Consider the following 20,057-nt stretch of genomic DNA (forward strand, 5'->3'; position numbering starts at 1 on the left):
TACCTGGTGGTCTCGACTAGGCTGACCACCTGTGATCGGCTGTCGGGATTTTGTGGAAGCGCATGACCTCGTCGGCTGCCATTATCGCCTGGTGCAAGCCCGCCGTTACCCCGAGACCCCGGCGACGGAATCTTCCCAAGAACGTGCGTTGCGCAGCGCCGATGCCCGGGCAGAGGTGGCTGCCTTATTGCCGGTAGCCCCCGCGCTTGGCGACGGCCGCCGCCGGAATTTCCGGCGAATAGATTTAGGTCCGCTGCCTGCTGGTGATGCTGCGGCGGTGGAATGCCGGGAGTTTGACACCTTAGAAGCCCTTGCTTGGCAGCCAGATCTGATTACCGGCGCGGTGCTGGCGGGAACCACGGGTAATCCTGAAACCGGGGACACCGCCGGAAGCATGGGTACGCCTGGCGGGGCTGATACTCCGCACAACGGGCAGGCTGGCAACGATGGCAACACGCCTGTGGAGTGGAAAGTCTCCGTCGACGCTTTGGTGCGCACAGGGGACAACGCCTACCTGCCGGTGATGGTCAGCAACCATCGCGTGGCGCGAGAAAAAGCCGGTGGTGCGGTGGCTGTTCTTCCCACTCACCGCGCCGGGCTGGGCCGACCCATCACCGAGGAATTTGCGCTGCGCCAGCATTCCGTTGACGGTTATCGGTTGGGCCTGGCAGCACGTGCGCTCGACGAACTCGGGCTGGCTACCGGTCGTGGTGGTTTGATCGGGCAGGATCGTCGCCGGATTTTCCTGATGGATACCCAGCGGTTCCAGCGCGGGTTGTCTAATGCGCTTGCTGCTGTGCAGCCGGAGGAATTACCGCAGGGGCCGCGGCGTCGAAAAGAATGCGCGAGCTGTCGGTTTTGGGTCTATTGCGAGCAAGAATTGCAGGACACCGACGATATCAGCCTGTTTTTATCCGGTGACCGGGCTGATCATCTGCGTGAACGCGGGATCACTACCGTGGAGGCGCTGCGTCGGGCAGATCCCGCTGTGGCCGGTGATTATGCCCAATTGGCGGATGCGTGGCGGCGTGGAATCACCTTTTTAGCCCGCAGGCCAGCAGAAGAGATGCGGATACCGCGTGCCGACGTCGAGCTGGACATCGACATGGAAGCCTACCTCGACCAAGGCGCGTACTTGTGGGGTGTGTGGGATGGCGCGAACTACCACCCGTTTGTCACCTGGGACGAGCTCGGTGGGGCGGCAGAAGCGCGTAATTTCGCGAAGTTCTGGGAATATCTGTGCCAGCGGCGTCGGCAAGCAGAATCGGTGGGCCTTAGCTTTCGGGCATATTGCTACTCTGCGCATGGGGAAAATCATTGGATGCGCATGTCAGCGCGACGTTTTGCAGGCCAGCCAGGTATTCCGAGCATGGAAGAGGTCAGCGCGTTTATTGCCTCCGAGCAGTGGGTGGATGTGTTCCGCTATGCCAAGCAGTTTTTGGCCGATACCGCGGGCATGGGGCTGAAACAGGTGGCGGCGACGGCAGGGCATCGTTGGCCAGATGATGACGTGGATGGCGAACAGTCGGTGAATGCGCGCCGCAAAGCCGTGGGCGATGGGCCGGAGGCAACCCGCTCCCGGGAGCAGCTTTTGGGATATAACCAGGGCGATTGCCAGGCCACGCGGGTGGTGCGGGATTGGTTGTGCGCGGGTGCGCCGGGCGTGCCACGGATGCGGAGTGTTCGCTAGTCAGCGTTAGGTGTTTCCTTGGCGTGCGCGAAAATCCCGAGCGCCAGCATCGCACCGGCCAACAGCGCAAGCGTGCCGACGAAGCCCCACCACGGTAGGGCGGTAAAAACCAAGCCGGATAGCGCGCCGACGACCGACGAGCCCAGGTAGTAGCACAGCACGTACATGCTGGATGCTTCGGCGCGGTTGTGTTCTGCGATGGCGCCCACCCAGCCAGAAGCGATGGAATGGGCGGCGAAGAAGGAAGCGGTAAAAATCAGCAAGCCGGTCAGGGTCAGCCACAGCCACGGGGTGGCAGTAAGTAGCAACCCGATGATGAATGCGGTGGTGGAAAATACCAGCACTGTGCCGCGGGAGAATCTTTCCGCCAGTACACCTGCCCGGGCAGCGGAATAAGTGCCGCTGAGGTAAGCCAAAAATGCCAGTGCGACGATGCCTGGGGACAGCTCGAAATAGCCGATCAAGCGGAATGCCAGGAAGTTATACAAAGAAACGAACACGCCCATGGCCAGAAATGCAATGAGAAACATGGCTGCCAGCGATGGCGTTTTCCAGTGCGTGACCATGGATTCGTATTCGGTGCGAAACCGCAGGGCTTTCGGCTGGAAGAACTGCTGGCGCGGCAGAGTGAGCGCCACGATGATGGCGAAGCCGAGAGCTAGGAGGGATGCACACAGGATTGCTACGCGCCAGTCGGTGACTTCCAGCAGCATTGACGGGATCAGGCGGCCGGTGAGCCCACCGACGGAATTGCCAGCGACGTAGACGCCCATGGCGCGGGCCAGGAAGCGGTGGTCGAGTTCTTCAGCCAGCCAAGCCATGGTCACCGCGGGCGTACCAGCGATGAAAGCACCGTGCAGCAAACGCAAGGCGATGAGCTGGTGGATGGTGTGTGCGAGCGGAAGCGTCAGCCCGATAAGCGAGGCCGCGATGGCGGAGATGATCAACACCCGGTTGCGGCCAAAGCGCTCCGAGAGGATGGAGGCCGGAACCACGCAGATTGCCAGCATTCCCGTGGCGACGGAGACTGTCAGCGCTGCGACGGTTGGTGTGGTGTCGAAGGCGTCGACAAGCGCAGGCAGCATAGCCTGGGTGACATACAGCCCATTGAATACGGCCAGCCCCGCTGCCAAGACCGCGACGGTGGCTAGCCGGTAGTTGCGTTCTCCCCGTTGTAGGCCGCGTGCGGGTACTGTTTGTGCCATATATTACATGGTGTCACGTTTTTCACTGCGCGGTGCTGGTTTTCCGTTTCTTGTTGGCGCATTATTTCTTCTGGCCACCGCTATCTCGGTTGTGCTTATCGGGATAAATATTTCACTCTGGAGCCACAAGCGGGCGCGGTATCGTTCATCCGCGATAGGAAAAATCGGCGCGTGGATAATTACCACCGGAATTGTTGTGGACTGAGCAGAAACGCTACATGTTGTTGACAAGCCTAGAGCACACCAAGGCGTTGATCACAACCAATGTCATCGACGCCGACACCACCACCCCGGCAGGCAAGGAGATTGTAGCCTAATGACCAACCACACCCCGGCCCGTGTGCCGGACCCGATCCTTGCTAACAGATCACTGACGATTCGAAAGAACTCATATACCACCTACGCGGACTTGACCCGCCACTGGTGATCCGTTGCTTGAAAAGCTTGAAATGGTCGGGGTCAATTTGCTCGATATCCATCGGATATGATGCTGACGTCTCTGTTTGTTTCGGAGACTGGTCGCTGGTCACTGACGTATTGAACAAACTGGTCATATTGCTCGTTTTGGAGGGCATTTGAGAGAACTCGGGTTCCTACTGGTGCGGCGGCTAAACATGCTAATGCTGTAGCCAGTGCGATTAGCTTCTTTTCATTGATTTCTCCTGGTGTGCTGCGTCGTTTTCAGTTGAGCTCTTGTGCTTTACTTGCAAGCTCTCCCCTGGAGGGGCGTAAGGCGACCGTCAAACGCTGGTTTGTGCCGTTGCTGAAAAACCACGAAGTTCCACTAGGCAGGCCGGCGTTTGTCTCTGGCGCAAAATATGGCGACTTAGGAGCCCTAACTGGCCACTTTTTCTGCGTACCGTCAGGACGGCGTGGCCAAAATTTCAGGTAGTACCATATATGGTACTATTACGTTGTGGGAAAAAGTCTGCGATCACTACTTTGAAAGACGCAATACGAAGAGGACGTCGCATCGCACCTACAAGACCCCGTGGCTGGGTGATCCTCGTGTCAATATTCAAAACGCGAAGGGCAAGGCCAAGCCGTATCAGGTCCATCAAGTTCTAGAAGTGATTGAGAAATTGGGCGCACAGAAGAAGGAATCGGAGTAGTCAGCATGGACATTAACAAGTACACCTATCAAGTCTCCTGGTCGGAAGAAGATCAAGAGTTTGTGGCGACCGTGGCTGAGTTTCCCTCATTGTCGTGGCCGGATGCAGACCGGCAGCAGGCCGAGCGTGGTTTGCTTGAGCTTGTTGCTGAGGTTGCTGAGGACATGGAGGCCTCCGGCGAGGCGGTTCCTGCTCCGTTGGGCAGTCGTAGCTACTCGGGGAAGTTCAACGTGCGTACGTCTCCGTCGTTGCATCGGCGGTTGGCTATTGTTGCCAAGACGGAGGGCATTTCTTTGAACGCCTTGGTCAATCAAAAACTCGCGTCCGTCTAGTCAGCGGCACTGTGAAGAAGGGGGTGTGTCATGCCATTGGGTATGCGCGTGTGTCTACGGAGAAGCAGGATTTACAGGTTCAGCGTGAGAAGTTGGCCGCTTATGGTGTGGACGCGGAGCGTATCTATTTTGATCATGGCCGCTCTGGTCGCAACATCGAGCGCGCCGGCCTTGGGCAGGTGATTGTGGCGTGCCGTGCGGGGGACACGCTTGTTGTGACGAAGCTGGATCGGCTGGCTCGTAGTGTCCACGATGCCTCTGGCATTGCGCAGGACTTGCAGCAGTGCGGAGTCGCGCTGCAGATAGGCCGTGATGTCTATGATCCGGATAATCCCACGGGGCGCTTGCTGTTTAATGTCTTGACAATGGTTGCCGAGTTTGAATCTGACCTTTCCCACACATTGTCTGGATCTAATCCACGTAGAGGGGCAAACGTCCACAGCAAAGACGCGGCAGGCGCGATCAGGTCAACCCGATCGGCATACAACAACGAGCTTCGAACAAAGCGGAGTTCATTGTGCAAGGCAACCGCACCACTAGCACTCCGACTTGTGGGAGCGGCCCCCACCGTGAGCGTAAAACCGCGGTCTAACCGCTGCTGTTTCCGGCGAGTATGGCGCGAGGGCCGACCTGGCTTCTTTCCCATGGAATCATTATCTCACCGCGGTAGCCCCCACCCGTCCTCGCTTCGAAAACAACAGGGCCGCTTTGCTTGGTGCCATCTCGTCACGGAACGGCTACAGCCGAAAAGCGGCTAGTGTCCTGGCGGTAAAAGCACCTTCTTCTCCTTATGCACGGATAGCAGCTGTCTAATTCCGCGGTGGCTGTTTCCTGGCCGCAGCTCTCGTGGTTTGCACCCCACCATCATGGACGTTGGGTGTGAACACTGGCTACAATTTCAGGGTGGAATCCCAGCTAGTCGCCTACATCGATGAGTCCTCCGCCCTCAGGCCCCCAGACCGGCAGGAGTACATGGTGTGTGCGGCCATCATCGACGCTCAAGACCTGGAACGAGTACGCGAGGAGCTGCGTCCACTGCGCCTTCCCGGCCAGGTCAAACTTCACTGGACCGACGAACGCAATAGCCGACGCCGGAAAATCGTGGAAACACTTTCTGGAATCGACTCTATGCACGCGATCATCACCCACCAGAGCGAAGTAAGCAAGAAGACGGAGAGACACCGCAGGAAATGCTTGGAGCAGATGTACTTCGAGCTCTCCGAGATGCACGTCCATAACGTCACTTTGGAAAGCCGGCAAGAGGCACAAAACAAGCGAGACCTCGCCCATATCGTTGCTTTGCAGGGCCAGGGGCAAAGTGCTGGCATCCGGCTACGACACGTACGTGGTGGCGATGATCCACTGCTCTGGATTCCAGATGCCGTTCTCGGAGCACTTAACTCCGTTCATCTGGGCGAGGAACAGTACTGGGAGAAGCTGCATGAGAAAGTGGTCCTCAACCGTCCCACCCCCGGATTCCTCTAGAGACAGGCGAAGGCCCTGGGTCCAGTCGTCCGGCTGGGGTCCCAGGGTCTTCTTCCGATCCTGTCGTAACAGGTGGCAATAACCCTAGGTTAGCACCCTTTGTCACCCTTTGTCACTGCCATACAGAACCAGCTCGTCGTCGCTTACCTGGACCGGCGGCCTCATCCTGATTTTCTGACCGCACTGAAGTGCCCCGGGTTTTGTTCCTAGGCATCTGCCTTGATTTCCATTATTTCTCGACTGGGGTGGTGTTCTCAAAATTCGGCTTCGACTTCAGCCGGGGTGCGGTAGCCCAGACTTTGGTGGAGCCGTGATTCGTTCCACCAATTGCCCCACTCGAACGTGGCGATTTCCACATCCACAACATCGCTCCACCTGCGGGCATGGATCAGTTCGTTCTTGTGAGGGGTCGTTGACATTCTCAGCCAAAGCATTGTCGTAGGAGTCGCCCACCGTCCCGGTAGACGCACTAATTCCGTGTTCTTCCAAGCGCTGGTTGTAGACAATGCTCACATACTGCCAACCGTGATCTCAGTGGTGAATCAGACTCGTCGTTTCCTTCTACTCAAACGGAACAAAACCTGGGACACTTCAGGTGCTGGTTTTCCGACCTTAGATTAGGAGTGGGGCAGGCATCGACGGATCTTAGTATTAGTCGCTAACCCTAGGGTAAATAACGTGGATCATTATAGGTTAAACAAGGGGGTCTTGACTTTGTGGCCCTTTTCGGTATTCTCCGCTTAAGTGATTAGAGTCACTTAAGCAAGATTTGTTAATCAAGGAAAGAGGTAAGGTCTCATAATCGAACGTTTGAAAGGTTTGGTTATTTTTCATGCTTGATGAATGTGTCGAAGTCCGGATTTTGGGACGTTTTTCGTGTGAACTGACTGCGGAAATTGCTGCATGAGGTTTATCAGTTGGAAATGGTCCGTCAAGGGATTCAACGCCTTGCGGGGCTGAAGTGGTGAGCCTTAAAGTCCACCAATAAGGAATTTTTAGTTATGTTTAGTAAGGTATCGAAAAAATATCGTTAATTATTATTAGCCGGGGAGTTGCTCTCTCTTGGGCGCAAGCTGCATCAGCTGAAACTTCTAAGGTTTTGCCGACGAGGTCTGCTGTAATTGAGGAAAACTATACATCACTGAGTATGTTCTTCTCGGACGATGGGCTTAGCGCCTTGGATGAAATTTCAACGACTATCGAAATCGAACAACTTGTGGCTGTCATTGAGGATCCTGAAGTAGTTGGGCAAAATAAAATTGCTACACGTGCTGTAGCCACTCGACAAAATGGTTGCTCGTTTACGCCAGATCGGTGGGGAAGTGCCAATTTTAAACCAATTTGTGACCGGCATGATATTTGTTATGGCCCTTCGAGTAGGACAAACCGTATCGACTGTGATAAACGATTTCGTGCGGGGCTGATAGCTGAATGCGTCCGGGCGTATGGATCGGGAGTTCGATCAGGGGCCTGTAAAGGAGTGGCTGAGGCTTATTATCGCGGCGTTCGTGCAGCCGGCTCGAGATTTTATAAGGGGCGAGGGCTCAACAATTAGGGAGTGGAATGAACATGCTGAAACCTCTGGAAAGCATCACAATTCTTTCGGTACTCGTGGCCCTCGCGCTCTATGTATTGATTAGCATTATTGCTGCCTCGGGTGACGGATTTCCGTTTCTTGTTGGCGCATTATTTCTTCTGGCCGCCGCTATCGCGGTTGTGCTTATCGGGATAAATATTTCGCTCTGGAGCCATAAGCGGGCACGGTATTGTACATCCGCGATAGGAAAAATCGGCGCGTGGATAATTACCGCCGGAATTGTTATTGCAGTTGCTGCCGTTATTACTCAGCTGTTTCGTGCCGGTGGTTTTTGGGAACCGCTGTTTAGTGAGCTTTTATGGGTAATAACTGCAGCTACCGGACTATTGTGGCTGGGGTTTATTCTACTTATGGTTTCCGGGAGAACTCGCTAAGCCAGAACGGTTGCCTGCGAGATAAAACCATCGAAGATAAAAACTGCCACTAAAAACCGCGATGAAAAAACGCCGTGCCCGGCACGTAAAGTGCGCGGGCACGGCGTTCGCGTAAGCCGCAGCGATGCTGCGGCGGAAGGTTTACTTCTTCGCTGCTGCGAAACGCTCTGCAACGTCGTCCCAGTTGAAGACGTTCCAGACAGCCTTGACGTAATCAGGCTTGACGTTCTTGTACTGCAGGTAGAAAGCGTGCTCCCACATATCCAGCATCAGCAGTGGGGTGAAGTTCACGGAAGTGTTGCCCTGCTGATCGGTCAGCTGCTCAACGAGCAGGCGACCAGCAATGTGGTCGTAACCCAGCACGGCCCAGCCGGAACCCTGCAGGCCGAGTGCTGCTGCGGAGAAGTGCGCCTTGAACTTCTCGAAGGAACCAAAGTCGCGGTCGATAGCCTCCGCGAGCTCACCGGTTGGCTCGCCGCCACCGTTAGGGCTCAGGTTCTTCCAGAAGATGGAGTGGTTGGTGTGGCCACCCAGGTTGAAAGCCAAGTTCTTGGACAGCGCACGGATGCGGTCTGGGTTGGCTTCGCCGTTGCGCTCTTCTTCCAGGGCGTCCAAAGCTGCGTTAGCACCCTGTACGTAAGTGTTGTGGTGCTTGGAGTGGTGCAGCTCCATGATTTCGCCGGAGATGTGTGGCTCCAAAGCGTTGTAGTCATATTCGAGTTCTGGGAGTTCGTAAACAGCCATTATCGCTAAATCCTTTCGTTGGGTACCCCGCCCATAATAGGCACGTATAAGAATTTCGCAACATTTTTATGACATAAAACTATTCACGCGACACCAAGCATCAGAGGATGCTCTTATAAACAAATACACAGCTGCACGCGAGCTCCTTTCACAGTATTTAGCGAGCTACGCGGGCGTAGAATATCGGCATGTGGATGTTTGGAAATAACCCAGAACTCGTCGCCGAAGAAGACGCCCTGCATGGCGGAAAGCACCCGGTCCTAGAAAACCCACGCCCGCATGCCGTGTTGGGTACGCCAATTACTGGCATCTGGGAAGACGGCCAGGCCAGCCTGATTGTGGGCTTGGGGTGTTTCTGGGGCGTGGAAAAGCTTTATTGGAACCTCGACGGCGTGGTGTCTACGTCGGCTGGTTATGCCGGTGGCGTGACGCCGAACCCGACGTACCGGGAGGTGTGCACGGGGCGCACCAATCACGTGGAAGTTGTGCGCGTGGTTTATGATCCTTCCCAGATTTCCCTCGAGGAGCTGGTGCGCGTCGGGCTCGAAGCACACGATCCGACTCAGGGCTATCGCCAAGGCAACGACGTGGGCACGCAGTACCGCTCGGCGTTTTATACCGAAGGCCCAAACGCGGCGGAAGAAAAACAGGCCGTCGACAAGCTTGTCGACGCCTACGGTAAGAAATTACAGGCCAACGGCTACGGTGAAGTCACCACGGAGATCGCTACGCTGGCCGAGACCCCGGCGGGCGAATACTATTTGGCTGAGGACGAGCATCAGCAGTACCTGGAGAAAAACCCACAAGGCTATTGCCCGCACCACGGCACGGGCATTGCCTGCAGCATCTAGAGTTGTTCGCGCACACTAGCGCAGGCGCAAATACTATGTTGACCGGCTGTCATATCGTTGCCCACCGTGGCTATTCCGGGAAGTACCCGGAAAATTCGCCCGAGGCGTTTCAACAAGCCTTGCAACTGCCTATCCATGGCCTGGAATGCGATATTCGCGCCAGCCGCGATGGGCAGGCGGTGGTGATCCATGATCCCAGCGTGGACCGCACCAGCACTGGCACGGGCATGGTCGCGCGCATGATGTGGCCCGAGCTCCAGCGGCTAAATATCGGTACCGAGGATACGCCGCAGAAACTCATGCTTGTCGACGATTTGCTGCGCATGCTCGGGAATAACCCGCACCACCTTTATATTGAGACCAAACCGCTGGTGCGGCAGGGCGCGGCGCTGGAAAAAGCTCTGGCGCGGGCGTTGCATCGTACCGGGATGGTTGCGGATCCCCGCGTGCACATTATTTCTTTTTCGCATGCCTCGTTGCGCAGGCTCGCGAGTCTCGTGCCGCAGGTGGACCGGATTTATTTGCGCCGCGGTTGGGAACGGCGGTGGAACAGCCGCGATTTGATGCTGTCACGCCCGCATGCGCTGGGGCTTTCTCTGGACCACGGCAAAGCCAACCCGGCTGCGATTGGTGTGGGAGGCCGTCGGACGTACATGTGGACCGTCGATAAACCGGAAGATATGCGCTGGGCGCGCGATCACGGGGTGAACCTCTTGGCGACGAATTGGCCGGAGCTTGCGCTTAAAGCGCTGCGGGAATGAGAAGGGGCTAAAGCGGGTGGTCTCTTTCGTATACCGAAGGGACATCACTATTGTCTCTTAAGTCATCGGTAACTAAATTTAGGTTTAGCACAGCAAAAATCTAGTGGTGCTGTTCACTGTTTCTCTCAGAAAGGGGAAAACATGCCTAGCTTCGTTCTTCGAACCGTGTCCACCGAATCCACTCGTAATCTGAATCTGCATGCAATCACTGCGCCTGCAGAATGTTGCGGGTGCCCATTGGAAAGCCGTTGTGCGGCCTATTGTCGCGATAATTACGGCTCTCGAGGCGGCTATTGTGAGGGCTTTCTCGATCTTCGTTGCGTCTGCATTTAAGAAAAACAACGGGTGATGCGTTTTCGATGCGTAGCGCATTATCTTTTGGAGGAGAGTAGTTTGCATGCTTGAAATCAGTGGTATTAAAAAAGTAATTGCAGGAAAACAAATTTTACACGATGTGCATTTTCGTGTACGGCCAGGACAACTTGCAGCTGTGATAGGCCCTTCCGGGAGCGGTAAGACTACTCTGCTTAAATGCATAACCGGTATTGCTACTCCCGATGCAGGTCAAATTTCTTTGGGGTCGGAAGTTTACTCAGAATATTCAGAACGGCAGCGACGGAATTTTCGGCTTCGTAAAATCGGCGTGGTTGATCAGGAGAATCGATTAGTTGAGGATCTCACGTGCCGTGACAACATCAGATTGATTGCTGAATTAGCACTGAAAAACAAACGGAAGAGTCATGAACTAGCAGACGATATTCTTGTGCGATTAAATATGGAATCACACAAGAATTGTTATCCTGGCTCGCTCTCCGGTGGGGAGCGACAAAGGATAAGTATCGGATGTGCACTCGCCAACTCGCCGTCATTAATTGCAGCAGATGAACCAACTTCCAATCTTGATGACGCATCTGCCGATAATGTAATAAGTATTTTTATAGAACTTGCTCAGTACATGCAGATTCCCGTGGTGGTAGTAACTCATGATTCGAGGGTAATTAAACGAGCAGATTTCGCTTACAAGATTAGTGGTAACAATGATCCTAGTTAATATTGCAAAACGAAATTTAAGCGAAGCGTTTGTCACCGGATTCTTTAATCTTGGTTCATTGGCTGTTATATTGCTTCCTCTTATCGGGGTATTGATGCTGTGGAACTCAGATGAGCGTGTGGGCTGGCGTGAATCTGCTGAAGCACAAGAGAAGCTGTCTAATTGGTCGATAAATTCGGGTGATGGCGTGATTGAGTTTTCACTTGCTTCTCCGGGCTATCTGAAAGAAATTCCAGTGCAAGGCGACGGCGAGATTGTAAATTGTGCAGTCGGTATTGGCCGTGATGCGCCCGAAAGATTTGTTCGTTACGCTGAATCATTACGGTGTAATGTGACGCTTAAGGATAGCTCAGTGACAGATGATAAAACTGTCAATATTGTCTTTGTGGCTGATGATCTAGATAGTCAAAACAAGAATACAACAACAGAAGAATACCGTTCCTCTATCGATGCAACAGTCATATACTTGCTCTTGGTCTATCTGATTGTGATTATCGTGCCATGTCTTATTTGTTTTTGGAATATATCTAAAATCTTCGATATGAAATGGAAATCGACGGCCCAAACACTTTTGGTTCGTGGGGTTCCGAATAGAAAGCTGATGGCTTTGTTATGTGCTGGCGCCTGGGCAGGGCTCATAATTAGCTGCATCGTGTCTTTTGTTCCCCTCTATTTTGTATCTCGGGCGCTGGAAAACGTGGTATGGGAAGGGACTAGATTTCTGCCGCAAGACTCTCTCGTCGGTTACTTTGGTGCACTTATAATTGCCGGCTTCATCACACTTACCGTCGCGGTAGTAATTTATTTAAGAAGGATGCGTTATGTTGCAGAAATACTCTAAATGGAGAGTGTTGGGTTTTCCGCTCGGCATAGTCGTAGCGATGGTTATGGCCGTAGCCTCAGAAATCTTTGCCGTCCCCATTTTAACTCCGTTAGCATTCCTTCCAGTCATCATTGGACTAATCGCACTCGCTCCGCTTCTATCGGTGGGAGCAGGAAAGTGTTATGAAACAATATTTAAAGGAGGCATTCAAGGGACGATTATTGCCGCTTCGCTTCGGTACCGTGCATCGTCGATTGGCTTGAGCGTGGTCTTATTATTTTGTGTTTGCACAGTTTCGACTGTAACCGTCGGGTTAGCAAATGCAGGATTAGGCCAAGTTACTGAAGGACAAAGCTTTTGGCGGCCTGGAATTCACTGGGGCAGTATACGTGATGATGCGAATGTAAAAGAGATTTATAGAGGCGTACTTATGCCGGGAGTGCTAGGGACTTTTGGGCAGGGGCGCATTGTGTCTGAGGAGAAAGGTACGAGCACTAACGCGTTTATTATGAGCTGCAAAGAGTACTCGCTAATATCGGCGGACGCTCCTGTTTGCCCATTAGATGAAACTGACTCAATCATGATCCCCGAAGGAAGTGATTCCACAAAGATTTCAAATGTTTTCTATTCGCCGGTTGATGATAAAGAAATTCAATTGCCGTCGCTGAGTGTCAAAGAAGTAAGCGGCTTAACGGAAATTATAATTTCTACTTCTGATGATGAGCTAAATAAACTAGGGCAATACGTATACGCGGATCTCAATAAAATCCCTATCGAGTTACTATATCCTATCGTAACGAATACCTACAATGGTCTTACATCGCAAGAACGAATAGATGGCATCAATGCTGAGACAGTATCAGGTTATAGAATAGCTGCTTTGACCCTGGTGCTAAGTATAGTGTTGTTTGGCCTTGCATCTATTATCGGTATTGTCATTGCGGCTCTACGAGACCGGCGAGATTTAATGGAGACTCTGACAATTCGAGGTATTGAGAAAGCCGTCGCGAAGAAATTAATTCGCATTGAAACTGTAAGCCTTACCCTGCCATTTGTAGTGTTTGGCTGTGCTGCAGGCGTGATCTTAGCTGCGGTGATTGCGAAGGCATCAAGCTTAGAACCGAGTGACACCATTACTCCATATATATTATTGATTCTGTTTCTTTACCTGGTCTCCGTCCCCGTCACCACTGAAGTGTGGCTTTACAGGATGAGTCGAAAAAAATGATGAATCCTTCATGGTTAGTCCAAGCAGTAGGCCTTCGCGCTGTAAGTAAAAACCGAATGACCCACAAATGGATAAGAGCACAAAACCCAGGGCACTTCAGCACATCCGTGTGAGCCGAATACTCGGTTCGGTGGTCATAGACAAACTGGAAGCGGTTCACCAGTGAGTCTGCTTTAGGCAAAGTACTGCACAGCCTTACGCAGAATATCGCGTTCTTCGCGCAGCTTAGAGACTTCTTTTGTCTCACTGCCGGATGCGTTCGGAATCATTCGCGACGTGGGCTTTATAGTGTAAGGCTTTCGTACGGAAGCGTTTGCCGGTGCCGTGCTTTTTGCCCCATGAATGTAGCGATGCCTGGTTGATACCGAGCTCTGTTGATGCTGACTTCAGCGAGAGGTCCTCATTGTTTTCGCACAGGGCCACGGCATCGCGTTTAAATTCATTGGAATACCTGGACATGGTGGTAGATTGCCTTTCTTCCCGGCCCAAACGGAGTGGGGTGGGTGGCCATCAAACAGGGGCCAGGTTCGGTTGATTGTCTAAGATTCTTAGCCATAGGGACGACGCGAAATTAGCGATCGGAAAGTTACGGCGCTATGGAAAATGAGCAGGCAGCTATGTCGTAAACTGGCGCGCATGGCGAAGAAGAAAAAGAAGCAAGAAGACCTCCCCGAGGGAATGTCGCGTCGACAAGCAAAACTTGCAGCCCGGGCTGCGGAACGTGCCAAGCTGGAAAAAGATCCACGCCCTTTCGCTGGGTTTGCGTGCGAAGCCGAACTAATTGCACTGCAAGAATTTGTGCCCTCCGGTTACGCGAAAGCGGATATCGCAGGCATCGATCGCACCGTGTGGCTGTGTAGTGTTTTGCCGGGAGCATCCGCAGCGATGATCCGCGATGAGCAATACGGCGGAGATGCCTTTGTCGCACTGCAGGTGCAAGCCCACGGCGTGAACCCGCACCATGACCTGGCCTACGCCCTGAACTGGGTGAAAGAGCATTCGGCTGGCGAATCGCTGGTGTCCACGGCAGCCGACGGCAACCAGCCAGAACTCACGGAACTGCTGCCGCACGACACCACGCTGGACATCCAGCTCGAGCAAGACTTTTCCTGGTGGATGCCAGAAGGCTCGCCCATGCCGGAACAGGTTGCGCAGTCGATGCAAATGGCCAACGATTCCGTCATCGAAACCCACGCGATCGATGCCGACGCGCAGGGTGCTTTGTGGTGGTCGGATACCGGCAGCGGTAAGGCGCACATCCGCTGGGTACGCCCGGTGGACAACGAAAATGATTTCCTGAACGCCCTGGCACGCGTGGCCGCCCGCGGTGACCTGCACGTGGGGGAAGACACCAAGTTTGCTGGTGTATTCCGCACTCACGGCGTGATTGCCCCAGTTTTTGATGTCACTCCGGAGCCAGCCGCGGATTCCTACCGAGAGCAGCTGGAGCGTGTGAACCAGGCTTTGGAAGAAGAAATCTCCAACGATGCACAGCTTTCTGCCGATGAGCGCAAGCAGCTACAAAACATTAAATCGCGGCAGGTAACCATCCGCTAGTGCCGCGGGGCAGCGGCTGCAGCCTCAGAGCGGCAGGTCGCAGCCGCAGTGATCTGCGGTTTAGCGGCCTGCCGGAAGTGCGTGGAACAAAGACGTGCCAAAGATGGTTGTAGTTGACATGACATCATTATTTACGACTCTGGAACTTGGCTGCTTTAGATTGAAAAACCGCATGACCATGGCCGCGCTGACGCGTCAGCGCGCAGGCCATAGCGGGGTGCCGAGCGATATGCATGTTCGGTACTATTCTCAGCGTGCTAGCGCAGGTCTCGTAGTCACAGAGGGCACCTTCCCCGCATGGACAAATCGCGCGTTTCCGGGCCAAGCAGGTATCGCAGATGATGAACAGGCGGCCGGTTGGCGCGAGGTAGCTAACGAAGTGCACAACAGTGGCGGTGTCATTTTCATGCAGCTCATGCACGGTGGCCGCACAAGCCACCCGGATCTTATCGATGGAGCCCAAGCAGAAGCACCCAGTGCACTGGATTGGGGCGGAGAAGTCCGTGGGTTTTCCGGCAAAATGGACGCGCCGATGCCACGTGCACTGGAGACCAAAGAAATCCCACGCATCGTCGAAGAATTCCGCGCTGCTGCACGTCGCGCCGTAGATGCTGGAGTTGATGGCGTGGAGATTCACAACGCCAACGGATACCTGTTGCATGAGTTTTTGGCACCATCCGCCAACCAGCGTGACGATGAATTCGGTGGTAGCCCCGAAAACCGATGGCGATTGCCTGAAATGGTCATTCGCGCGGTTGTTGATGAAATCGGGGCTGACCGCGTCGGAGTGCGCTTTTCCCCAGGGCACAACGTGCAAGGAGTCATCGAAGAAGACGAAGCAGACATGGTGGCTACATATGGCGGACTCATAGATGCCATCACGCCACTAAACCTGGCTTATGTTTCCTTCCTGCACGCGGAGCCGGAAGGTGAGCTGATGTCGACCTTAGCGAACAAAGCGCGCGCTAACGGTGTGACCAAAGTACTGATGAATGATGGGTTTGGCACCGTTACTACAAAGGAAGATGCCCAGCGGGAGCTGGAATTAGACTACGTAGATGCTGTTGTAGTCGGGCGACAGTTTATTGCGAACCCAGACTTGGTGCGGCGGTGGCACGAAGATTTGGTGCTGAACGAACCAGATCAAGCCACGTTCTATATGGGCGGCGAACGTGGCTATACAGACTACGAGACAATCGCGGATTAACCACTAGCTCTGTAACCGATGAATGCGCCCCTGCACTAAGCAGGGGATTAGCGCAGTGAGTTCCAGAGGTTTTCTGCCTCAATCTCGTCCCATAGCACCACGTTTCCGACGTCGGTATCAGCAAAACCACCGACCGGTACCGTCTTGGTTTCCACCCCGGTACCCATCGACAATGCCAGGCGGGCCAGGTGCCATACGTGATCGCTTTCGCCGACGGTAAACGACTTTGATACCGAGCTGATCATCGGGAATACGTCAAAAGGGTTGAGCAGCGTCGACGGGTTCGTAGCCTCGTGCATCAGCGCAGAGAAAAACTCACGCTGGCGTTCTACACGGTCCAAATCACCCATCGCGGTGGCACGGGTACGCACATAGCCCAGTGCGTTGGCACCGTCCATTTCTTGGCATCCTGCGCCAACATTGAGATTGGCCAACGGATCGTCGATCGGTTCGGAAGGACACAATTCCACCCCGCCGATAGCGTCGACAATATTGGCCAAACCGCCCATGCCCACTTCGGCGTAGTGATCAATGCTGACTCCGGTGTTGGCCTCCACGGTTTGCGTCAATAGCTGTGGGCCGCCATAAGTAAATGCCGCGTTGATTTTGTCTTGCCCAAAACCAGGCACGTCGACGTAGCTGTCGCGAGGAATGGAAATCAGCTGTGCACTGGTGCCTTCCAGGTGCAGCAACATGATCGCGTCGGTGCGGCCGGTTCCAATATCGCCACCGGTGCCTAGCCGGGCAATATCTTCTTCGCTTAAGCCCACGCGCGAATCCGAACCAACCAGCAGCCAGTTCGTGCCCTTGGTGGATCCGATAGGTTGCTCCGGTTCCGAGGCCACGCGGGTGAGCTGGGCATCCGCCCAAAAAGCAATAACCAGCAGCAGAACTATGAGCACTGCCAACGGCCAGCCCAAGCATCCAACACAGCCGAATTTCGGGCGGCGCAGCTTCGAGCGCAACCCGGCCGCACTAAACTTTCCGAAACCACGGCCACCGTGCGCGCCGGGGTGTGGATTGCGTACATCGGCGTAAGCTTGCTGGTACTGCTGGCTCGGTTGCCCATACCCACCGGGTTGTGGATAGTACTGTCCAGGTTGTTGGGCATAAGGTTGCCCCACATAATTTTGTGGCGGCCGTTGCTGTGGTGGCCGTTGCTGTTGTGGAGGCTGCTGATACGGAGATTGCTGCCCAGGAGGCTGTTGCCCTGGCTGCTGTGGAAATTGCTGTGCGGAACGAGACGGCACTTCACCGTGACGGTCCTGCCCTGCCGCGCGGCCCTGCGCGTACCCTGCCGCGGCACCACCGACAGCACCGCCCGCTACTGGTCCGCCCAAGTCCATGCGGGTCGGCTCCGAAGGGATCCGCTGTTGGTTGCGCGACTGGTGCAGTTGCTCGCGGTTGACCGGACGAGCACCCGGGTGGTTGTGCCCGGAGACCGAACGTGCACCATGCCCAGCATCGTGATTTGTGCTCTGCCGAGCAGAATTAGCCCGTTGCGCATCATAAATAGCGCGTTCACGGCGCAGCTTTTCCCGGTCAATCGGCGGGCGGTTCGCCCGCGAATCTTGCCGGTTGGTGCGCACCGGGTGTTCAGAGCGCGCAGAGTGTGCAGAACGCTCGGAGCGTTTAGGCCGCTCAGGCCGTTCGGAACGCGGCGGACGTGCAGCACGCGGGGCACGCGAAGCTTCCTGCGGAGCTTCCGGCTTGGCATGCCGCCCGCCGCCAGCGGAATGCCGGCCACTTTCCCGTGCACGATCGGGCGCCGTGCGTGGACGCCGTCGTACTGGCCGACCGTAGCGATCCAGCAGCGGCTTACCGTCGCGCCCCAGGACGACGTCGCCTTCTGCAGGCCCGTGGGATCCCCCGTGCCGTCCAGCTGGCCGTTCTCCGCGATCTGTCATGGCAGATATTTTACCTATCCTTGCTTGTGCAGTGCCCGCTTAGTGTCCTTTAGTAAGTAATCACGCATGCACATCAAGCGCGAGCCCGAGCAGCTCGTCGTCGGCAAGCGTGATGGACCCCAAATGAACCCCAACTGGTGGGCGTCCAGGCAAAGCCCAAGGAATCGAAATAGCGGGCCTTCCCGTCATGTTAAATAGCGAACACCATGGTGACCAGCGGGTTTGCTCGGCAAAACAACGTGAGTGCTCCATCGCGGCAAAATGGCCCACCGGCGGCGGATCATGGGTGAGCGTGGGCGATAACACCACGTCAACATTCCAAAAAGAATGCAACAGACCATTCAGTGCCGCGGCGTGTTTTTTCGCTGCCTGCACCTCCGCTGGTGCTTGCCGACGCCCGAGCTGCCCCACCCAGTGCGGGTAGCCGGCGATGCCTGAGCCCGACGCTAGCGTGTCGTCGGCAAGCGCGGTGGCGAGCGCGGAGCTAAAAATCGTGCGGAAGGCGTCTAGGGTACGCTCACCGGGAAACGCAGTGATCGGGATAATCTGGTGGCCCGCGGAATCAAGCGCTTCGGCGGCTAGCTCTGTGGCCTGCAACATGGGATCGGCAATCTCGGCGTCTGTCAAAATTGGGTCCGTCAACAGGCCGACGCGCATACGAGAAACGCTGGGGTTGAGCGCGTGCAAGAAAGCGGAATCAGCCACCGTGGTGGTGACAAATCCCTGCACCGCCAACGCCCCGTTCTGCATCCCCGGTGGCCGCGGGGTGGTGGGTTTGAAGCCGACAAGCCCGCAGGCCGCAGCCGGAACACGGATCGAACCACCGCCGTCCGAGGCATGCGCGGCGCGCACAGTACCGAGTGCGACCTGTTCTGCAGCACCGCCAGAAGAGCCACCCGGGGTAGCTCCCGGCCACAGGGGATTTGTCGGGGCGGGCAGGCCTACCGGCTCGCAATCAATGCGTAAGCCCAGCTCAGATGACGCGGTTTTCGACTCTATGCGCGCGCCCTGGGCCTGCAGATGCGCCAGAAACGGCTCGGTGCGCTGGGCAATATATCTGCGGGAGATATTGCCCAAGGTGGTGGGAAGCCCGGCGACGTCGTAAAGATCCTTTGCTGGGATCGACCAACCCGCCAGCCGCTCGGGGTTGGGGAGGTGCGCGTGTTGCGCCCGCGGAAAGACCATGCAGATCAGGGTAATCTAGCGGGCATGAGCACCGTGGCATACCTGGGACCCGCCGGAACTTTCACCGAGGCTGCACTGCACAAGCTACAGCGCGCCGGGGTGTTTGCTGGGGCGGGACACGATGCAGAGGCTGGTGTTACCGCTGTTCCGGTGGCTTCGCCGGGTGACGCTTTACGACGCGTCAGCACAGGCAAGGCCGACTATGCCGTTGTAGCCGCAGAAAGCTCCGTCGAAGGCGCAGTGACTGCCACGCACGACGCGTTGGTGGAAAACCCCGGGTTACAGATTTTTGCTGAGGTTACGCTGGATATTCAATTCAGCATCCTGACTGCTACCGAAGAAATCGCGGCGAAGCCGCAAGCGATTACCAGCATTGCCACGCACCCGGTGGCGTATCAGCAGATCCGCACCTGGGTAGAAAACCACCTGCCGAATGCCGAGTTCATCCCGGCCTCATCCAACGGGGAAGCCGCACGCATGGTCGCGCAAGGCCGCGTTGATACCGCTGCCGCCCCGGATAATGCTGCGGATCTGCATGGGCTTGCGCGGCTAGCACAAGGGGTGGCGGATGTTTCCGGCGCCCAGACTCGTTTTATTGCACTTACTGCGGTTTCCACGGATCCTGTGGACGCTGGGGCTGCTGCGGACACCACCGCCTTGCAGCGAAGCGCTGCACCCCGCACGGGCAACGATCGCACCGGAATCATTTTTCACGTGCACAACGAACCCGGCGCACTGGCTGGCGTGTTGCAGGAAATCGCTGGGCACGGGGTAGATTTGTCCCGCATTGAATCCCGCCCGACGCGCACCGGACTAGGGACTTACCGCTTTCATATCGACATGCATGGCCACATCGATGACTTACCGGTGGCCGCGGCGCTTGCGGCACTTGAACGGCGCTGCGAGAAAGTGCAATTCCTCGGCTCCTGGCCCAAGGCAGGGGTTTAA

Annotated in this window: 20 protein-coding genes; 14 read left to right on the forward strand and 6 right to left on the reverse strand. The window is 55.5% G+C overall.

Going from position 1 to position 20,057, the window contains the following annotated elements; translation table 11 throughout:
• Positions 1–31 precede the first annotated feature (31 nt).
• Positions 32–1,690: a TM0106 family RecB-like putative nuclease gene (locus HMPREF1292_RS03445; RefSeq protein WP_023018766.1), complete on the forward strand. Its 1,659-nt coding sequence runs from the start codon at positions 32–34 to the stop codon at positions 1,688–1,690.
• Here the strand turns inward: HMPREF1292_RS03445 and HMPREF1292_RS03450 are convergent.
• Entirely contained in the window at positions 1,687–2,895 is a 1,209-nt protein-coding gene (locus HMPREF1292_RS03450) for an MFS transporter (RefSeq protein ID WP_023018767.1), read from the reverse strand. The genes HMPREF1292_RS03445 and HMPREF1292_RS03450 overlap by 4 nt on opposite strands.
• Positions 2,896–4,012: 1,117 nt before the next feature.
• Here HMPREF1292_RS03450 and HMPREF1292_RS03460 point away from each other — a divergent pair.
• The 3 genes from HMPREF1292_RS03460 to HMPREF1292_RS03470 all read left to right on the forward strand — a co-directional run bounded on the left by HMPREF1292_RS03460 (position 4,013) and on the right by HMPREF1292_RS03470 (position 5,824).
• Positions 4,013–4,339: a type II toxin-antitoxin system HicB family antitoxin gene (locus tag HMPREF1292_RS03460; protein ID WP_023018771.1), complete on the forward strand. Its 327-nt coding sequence runs from the start codon at positions 4,013–4,015 to the stop codon at positions 4,337–4,339.
• A gap of 50 nt (positions 4,340–4,389) precedes the next feature.
• Complete coding sequence (locus HMPREF1292_RS10670) at positions 4,390–5,097, forward strand: recombinase family protein (protein WP_232218005.1); 708 nt, start codon at positions 4,390–4,392, stop codon at positions 5,095–5,097.
• A 214-nt stretch (positions 5,098–5,311) separates the two neighbouring features.
• The gene (locus tag HMPREF1292_RS03470) at positions 5,312–5,824 is read left to right on the forward strand and encodes a hypothetical protein (RefSeq protein ID WP_034645711.1); all 513 of its coding nucleotides are present in this window, start codon (positions 5,312–5,314) and stop codon (positions 5,822–5,824) included.
• Between the two features lie 254 nt (positions 5,825–6,078).
• Here HMPREF1292_RS03470 and HMPREF1292_RS10395 read toward each other — a convergent pair whose 3' ends face one another.
• A complete protein-coding gene (locus HMPREF1292_RS10395) occupies positions 6,079–6,258 on the reverse strand; it encodes an integrase core domain-containing protein (protein ID WP_084521303.1) in 180 nt (59 codons plus the stop codon).
• Between the two features lie 713 nt (positions 6,259–6,971).
• Between HMPREF1292_RS10395 and HMPREF1292_RS11540 the strand changes: the two genes are divergently transcribed.
• Together HMPREF1292_RS11540 and HMPREF1292_RS03480 are read left to right on the forward strand one after the other, a co-directional pair.
• A complete protein-coding gene (locus HMPREF1292_RS11540) occupies positions 6,972–7,379 on the forward strand; it encodes a phospholipase A2 (protein WP_084521305.1) in 408 nt (135 codons plus the stop codon).
• A gap of 8 nt (positions 7,380–7,387) precedes the next feature.
• On the forward strand, positions 7,388–7,795 hold the full coding sequence (locus HMPREF1292_RS03480; RefSeq protein WP_034645040.1) for a hypothetical protein: 408 nt from the start codon (positions 7,388–7,390) through the stop codon (positions 7,793–7,795).
• Positions 7,796–7,936: 141 nt separating this feature from the next.
• Here HMPREF1292_RS03480 and HMPREF1292_RS03485 read toward each other — a convergent pair whose 3' ends face one another.
• Positions 7,937–8,539, reverse strand: a complete 603-nt coding sequence (locus tag HMPREF1292_RS03485) for a superoxide dismutase (protein ID WP_018121637.1) — start codon at positions 8,537–8,539, stop codon at positions 7,937–7,939.
• Between the two features lie 188 nt (positions 8,540–8,727).
• Here HMPREF1292_RS03485 and msrA point away from each other — a divergent pair, with 188 nt between their 5' ends.
• The 5 genes from msrA to HMPREF1292_RS03515 all read left to right on the forward strand — a co-directional run bounded on the left by msrA (position 8,728) and on the right by HMPREF1292_RS03515 (position 13,253).
• On the forward strand, positions 8,728–9,390 hold the full coding sequence (msrA, locus tag HMPREF1292_RS03490) for a peptide-methionine (S)-S-oxide reductase MsrA (protein WP_023018775.1): 663 nt from the start codon (positions 8,728–8,730) through the stop codon (positions 9,388–9,390).
• Between the two features lie 35 nt (positions 9,391–9,425).
• Positions 9,426–10,151 carry a glycerophosphodiester phosphodiesterase family protein gene (locus tag HMPREF1292_RS03495; protein WP_023018776.1) on the forward strand — a complete coding sequence of 242 codons (726 nt, stop codon included), beginning with the start codon at positions 9,426–9,428 and terminating at the stop codon, positions 10,149–10,151.
• Between the two features lie 397 nt (positions 10,152–10,548).
• Positions 10,549–11,202 (forward strand): ABC transporter ATP-binding protein, encoded by a 654-nt coding sequence (locus tag HMPREF1292_RS03505; RefSeq protein ID WP_023018777.1) that lies wholly within the window; start codon positions 10,549–10,551, stop codon positions 11,200–11,202.
• A complete protein-coding gene (locus tag HMPREF1292_RS03510; RefSeq protein ID WP_023018778.1) occupies positions 11,189–12,043 on the forward strand; it encodes a hypothetical protein in 855 nt (284 codons plus the stop codon). The genes HMPREF1292_RS03505 and HMPREF1292_RS03510 overlap by 14 nt, the downstream gene beginning before the upstream one ends.
• Positions 12,024–13,253, forward strand: coding sequence for an FtsX-like permease family protein (locus HMPREF1292_RS03515; RefSeq protein ID WP_023018779.1), 1,230 nt, complete (start codon positions 12,024–12,026; stop codon positions 13,251–13,253). Before HMPREF1292_RS03510 ends, HMPREF1292_RS03515 begins: the two co-directional genes overlap by 20 nt.
• A 243-nt stretch (positions 13,254–13,496) precedes the next feature.
• Here the strand turns inward: HMPREF1292_RS03515 and HMPREF1292_RS03520 are convergent, their stop codons facing one another.
• Positions 13,497–13,712: a transposase gene (locus HMPREF1292_RS03520; protein WP_023018780.1), complete on the reverse strand. Its 216-nt coding sequence runs from the start codon at positions 13,710–13,712 to the stop codon at positions 13,497–13,499.
• A 177-nt stretch (positions 13,713–13,889) separates the two neighbouring features.
• Here HMPREF1292_RS03520 and HMPREF1292_RS03525 point away from each other — a divergent pair, with 177 nt between their 5' ends.
• Together HMPREF1292_RS03525 and HMPREF1292_RS03530 are read left to right on the forward strand one after the other, a co-directional pair.
• Entirely contained in the window at positions 13,890–14,810 is a 921-nt protein-coding gene (locus HMPREF1292_RS03525; protein ID WP_034645049.1) for a DUF5926 family protein, read from the forward strand.
• 118 nt (positions 14,811–14,928) lie between these two features.
• Entirely contained in the window at positions 14,929–16,017 is a 1,089-nt protein-coding gene (locus tag HMPREF1292_RS03530) for an alkene reductase (protein WP_034645716.1), read from the forward strand.
• Positions 16,018–16,064: 47 nt separating this feature from the next.
• Here the strand turns inward: HMPREF1292_RS03530 and HMPREF1292_RS03535 are convergent, their stop codons facing one another.
• Both HMPREF1292_RS03535 and HMPREF1292_RS03540 read right to left on the reverse strand, forming a co-directional pair.
• Complete coding sequence (locus tag HMPREF1292_RS03535; RefSeq protein WP_023018783.1) at positions 16,065–17,924, reverse strand: LCP family protein; 1,860 nt, start codon at positions 17,922–17,924, stop codon at positions 16,065–16,067.
• 60 nt (positions 17,925–17,984) lie between these two features.
• Positions 17,985–19,109, reverse strand: coding sequence for an amidase (locus HMPREF1292_RS03540; RefSeq protein ID WP_023018784.1), 1,125 nt, complete (start codon positions 19,107–19,109; stop codon positions 17,985–17,987).
• Positions 19,110–19,133: 24 nt separating this feature from the next.
• Here HMPREF1292_RS03540 and pheA point away from each other — a divergent pair, with 24 nt between their 5' ends.
• Positions 19,134–20,057 (forward strand): prephenate dehydratase, encoded by a 924-nt coding sequence (pheA, locus tag HMPREF1292_RS03545; RefSeq protein WP_023018785.1) that lies wholly within the window; start codon positions 19,134–19,136, stop codon positions 20,055–20,057.

This window comes from Corynebacterium sp. KPL1995 (genome assembly GCF_000477935.1).
GTDB lineage: Bacteria > Actinomycetota > Actinomycetes > Mycobacteriales > Mycobacteriaceae > Corynebacterium > Corynebacterium pseudodiphtheriticum.

Excerpts from the sequence above, each read along its gene's own strand:
- HMPREF1292_RS03450 (WP_023018767.1), bottom strand. The coding sequence starts at position 2,895 with ATGGCACAAACAGTACCCGCACGCGGCCTACAACGGGGAGAACGCAAC.
- HMPREF1292_RS03460 (WP_023018771.1), top strand. The coding sequence starts at position 4,013 with ATGGACATTAACAAGTACACCTATCAAGTCTCCTGGTCGGAAGAAGAT.
- HMPREF1292_RS03470 (WP_034645711.1), top strand. The coding sequence starts at position 5,312 with ATGGTGTGTGCGGCCATCATCGACGCTCAAGACCTGGAACGAGTACGC.
- HMPREF1292_RS10395 (WP_084521303.1), bottom strand. The coding sequence starts at position 6,258 with ATGCTTTGGCTGAGAATGTCAACGACCCCTCACAAGAACGAACTGATC.
- HMPREF1292_RS11540 (WP_084521305.1), top strand. The coding sequence starts at position 6,972 with ATGTTCTTCTCGGACGATGGGCTTAGCGCCTTGGATGAAATTTCAACG.
- HMPREF1292_RS03480 (WP_034645040.1), top strand. The coding sequence starts at position 7,388 with ATGAACATGCTGAAACCTCTGGAAAGCATCACAATTCTTTCGGTACTC.
- HMPREF1292_RS03485 (WP_018121637.1), bottom strand. The coding sequence starts at position 8,539 with ATGGCTGTTTACGAACTCCCAGAACTCGAATATGACTACAACGCTTTG.
- msrA (WP_023018775.1), top strand. The coding sequence starts at position 8,728 with ATGTGGATGTTTGGAAATAACCCAGAACTCGTCGCCGAAGAAGACGCC.
- HMPREF1292_RS03495 (WP_023018776.1), top strand. The coding sequence starts at position 9,426 with ATGTTGACCGGCTGTCATATCGTTGCCCACCGTGGCTATTCCGGGAAG.
- HMPREF1292_RS03505 (WP_023018777.1), top strand. The coding sequence starts at position 10,549 with ATGCTTGAAATCAGTGGTATTAAAAAAGTAATTGCAGGAAAACAAATT.
- HMPREF1292_RS03510 (WP_023018778.1), top strand. The coding sequence starts at position 11,189 with ATGATCCTAGTTAATATTGCAAAACGAAATTTAAGCGAAGCGTTTGTC.
- HMPREF1292_RS03515 (WP_023018779.1), top strand. The coding sequence starts at position 12,024 with ATGTTGCAGAAATACTCTAAATGGAGAGTGTTGGGTTTTCCGCTCGGC.
- HMPREF1292_RS03520 (WP_023018780.1), bottom strand. The coding sequence starts at position 13,712 with ATGTCCAGGTATTCCAATGAATTTAAACGCGATGCCGTGGCCCTGTGC.
- HMPREF1292_RS03525 (WP_034645049.1), top strand. The coding sequence starts at position 13,890 with ATGGCGAAGAAGAAAAAGAAGCAAGAAGACCTCCCCGAGGGAATGTCG.
- HMPREF1292_RS03530 (WP_034645716.1), top strand. The coding sequence starts at position 14,929 with ATGACATCATTATTTACGACTCTGGAACTTGGCTGCTTTAGATTGAAA.
- HMPREF1292_RS03535 (WP_023018783.1), bottom strand. The coding sequence starts at position 17,924 with ATGACAGATCGCGGAGAACGGCCAGCTGGACGGCACGGGGGATCCCAC.
- HMPREF1292_RS03540 (WP_023018784.1), bottom strand. The coding sequence starts at position 19,109 with ATGGTCTTTCCGCGGGCGCAACACGCGCACCTCCCCAACCCCGAGCGG.
- pheA (WP_023018785.1), top strand. The coding sequence starts at position 19,134 with ATGAGCACCGTGGCATACCTGGGACCCGCCGGAACTTTCACCGAGGCT.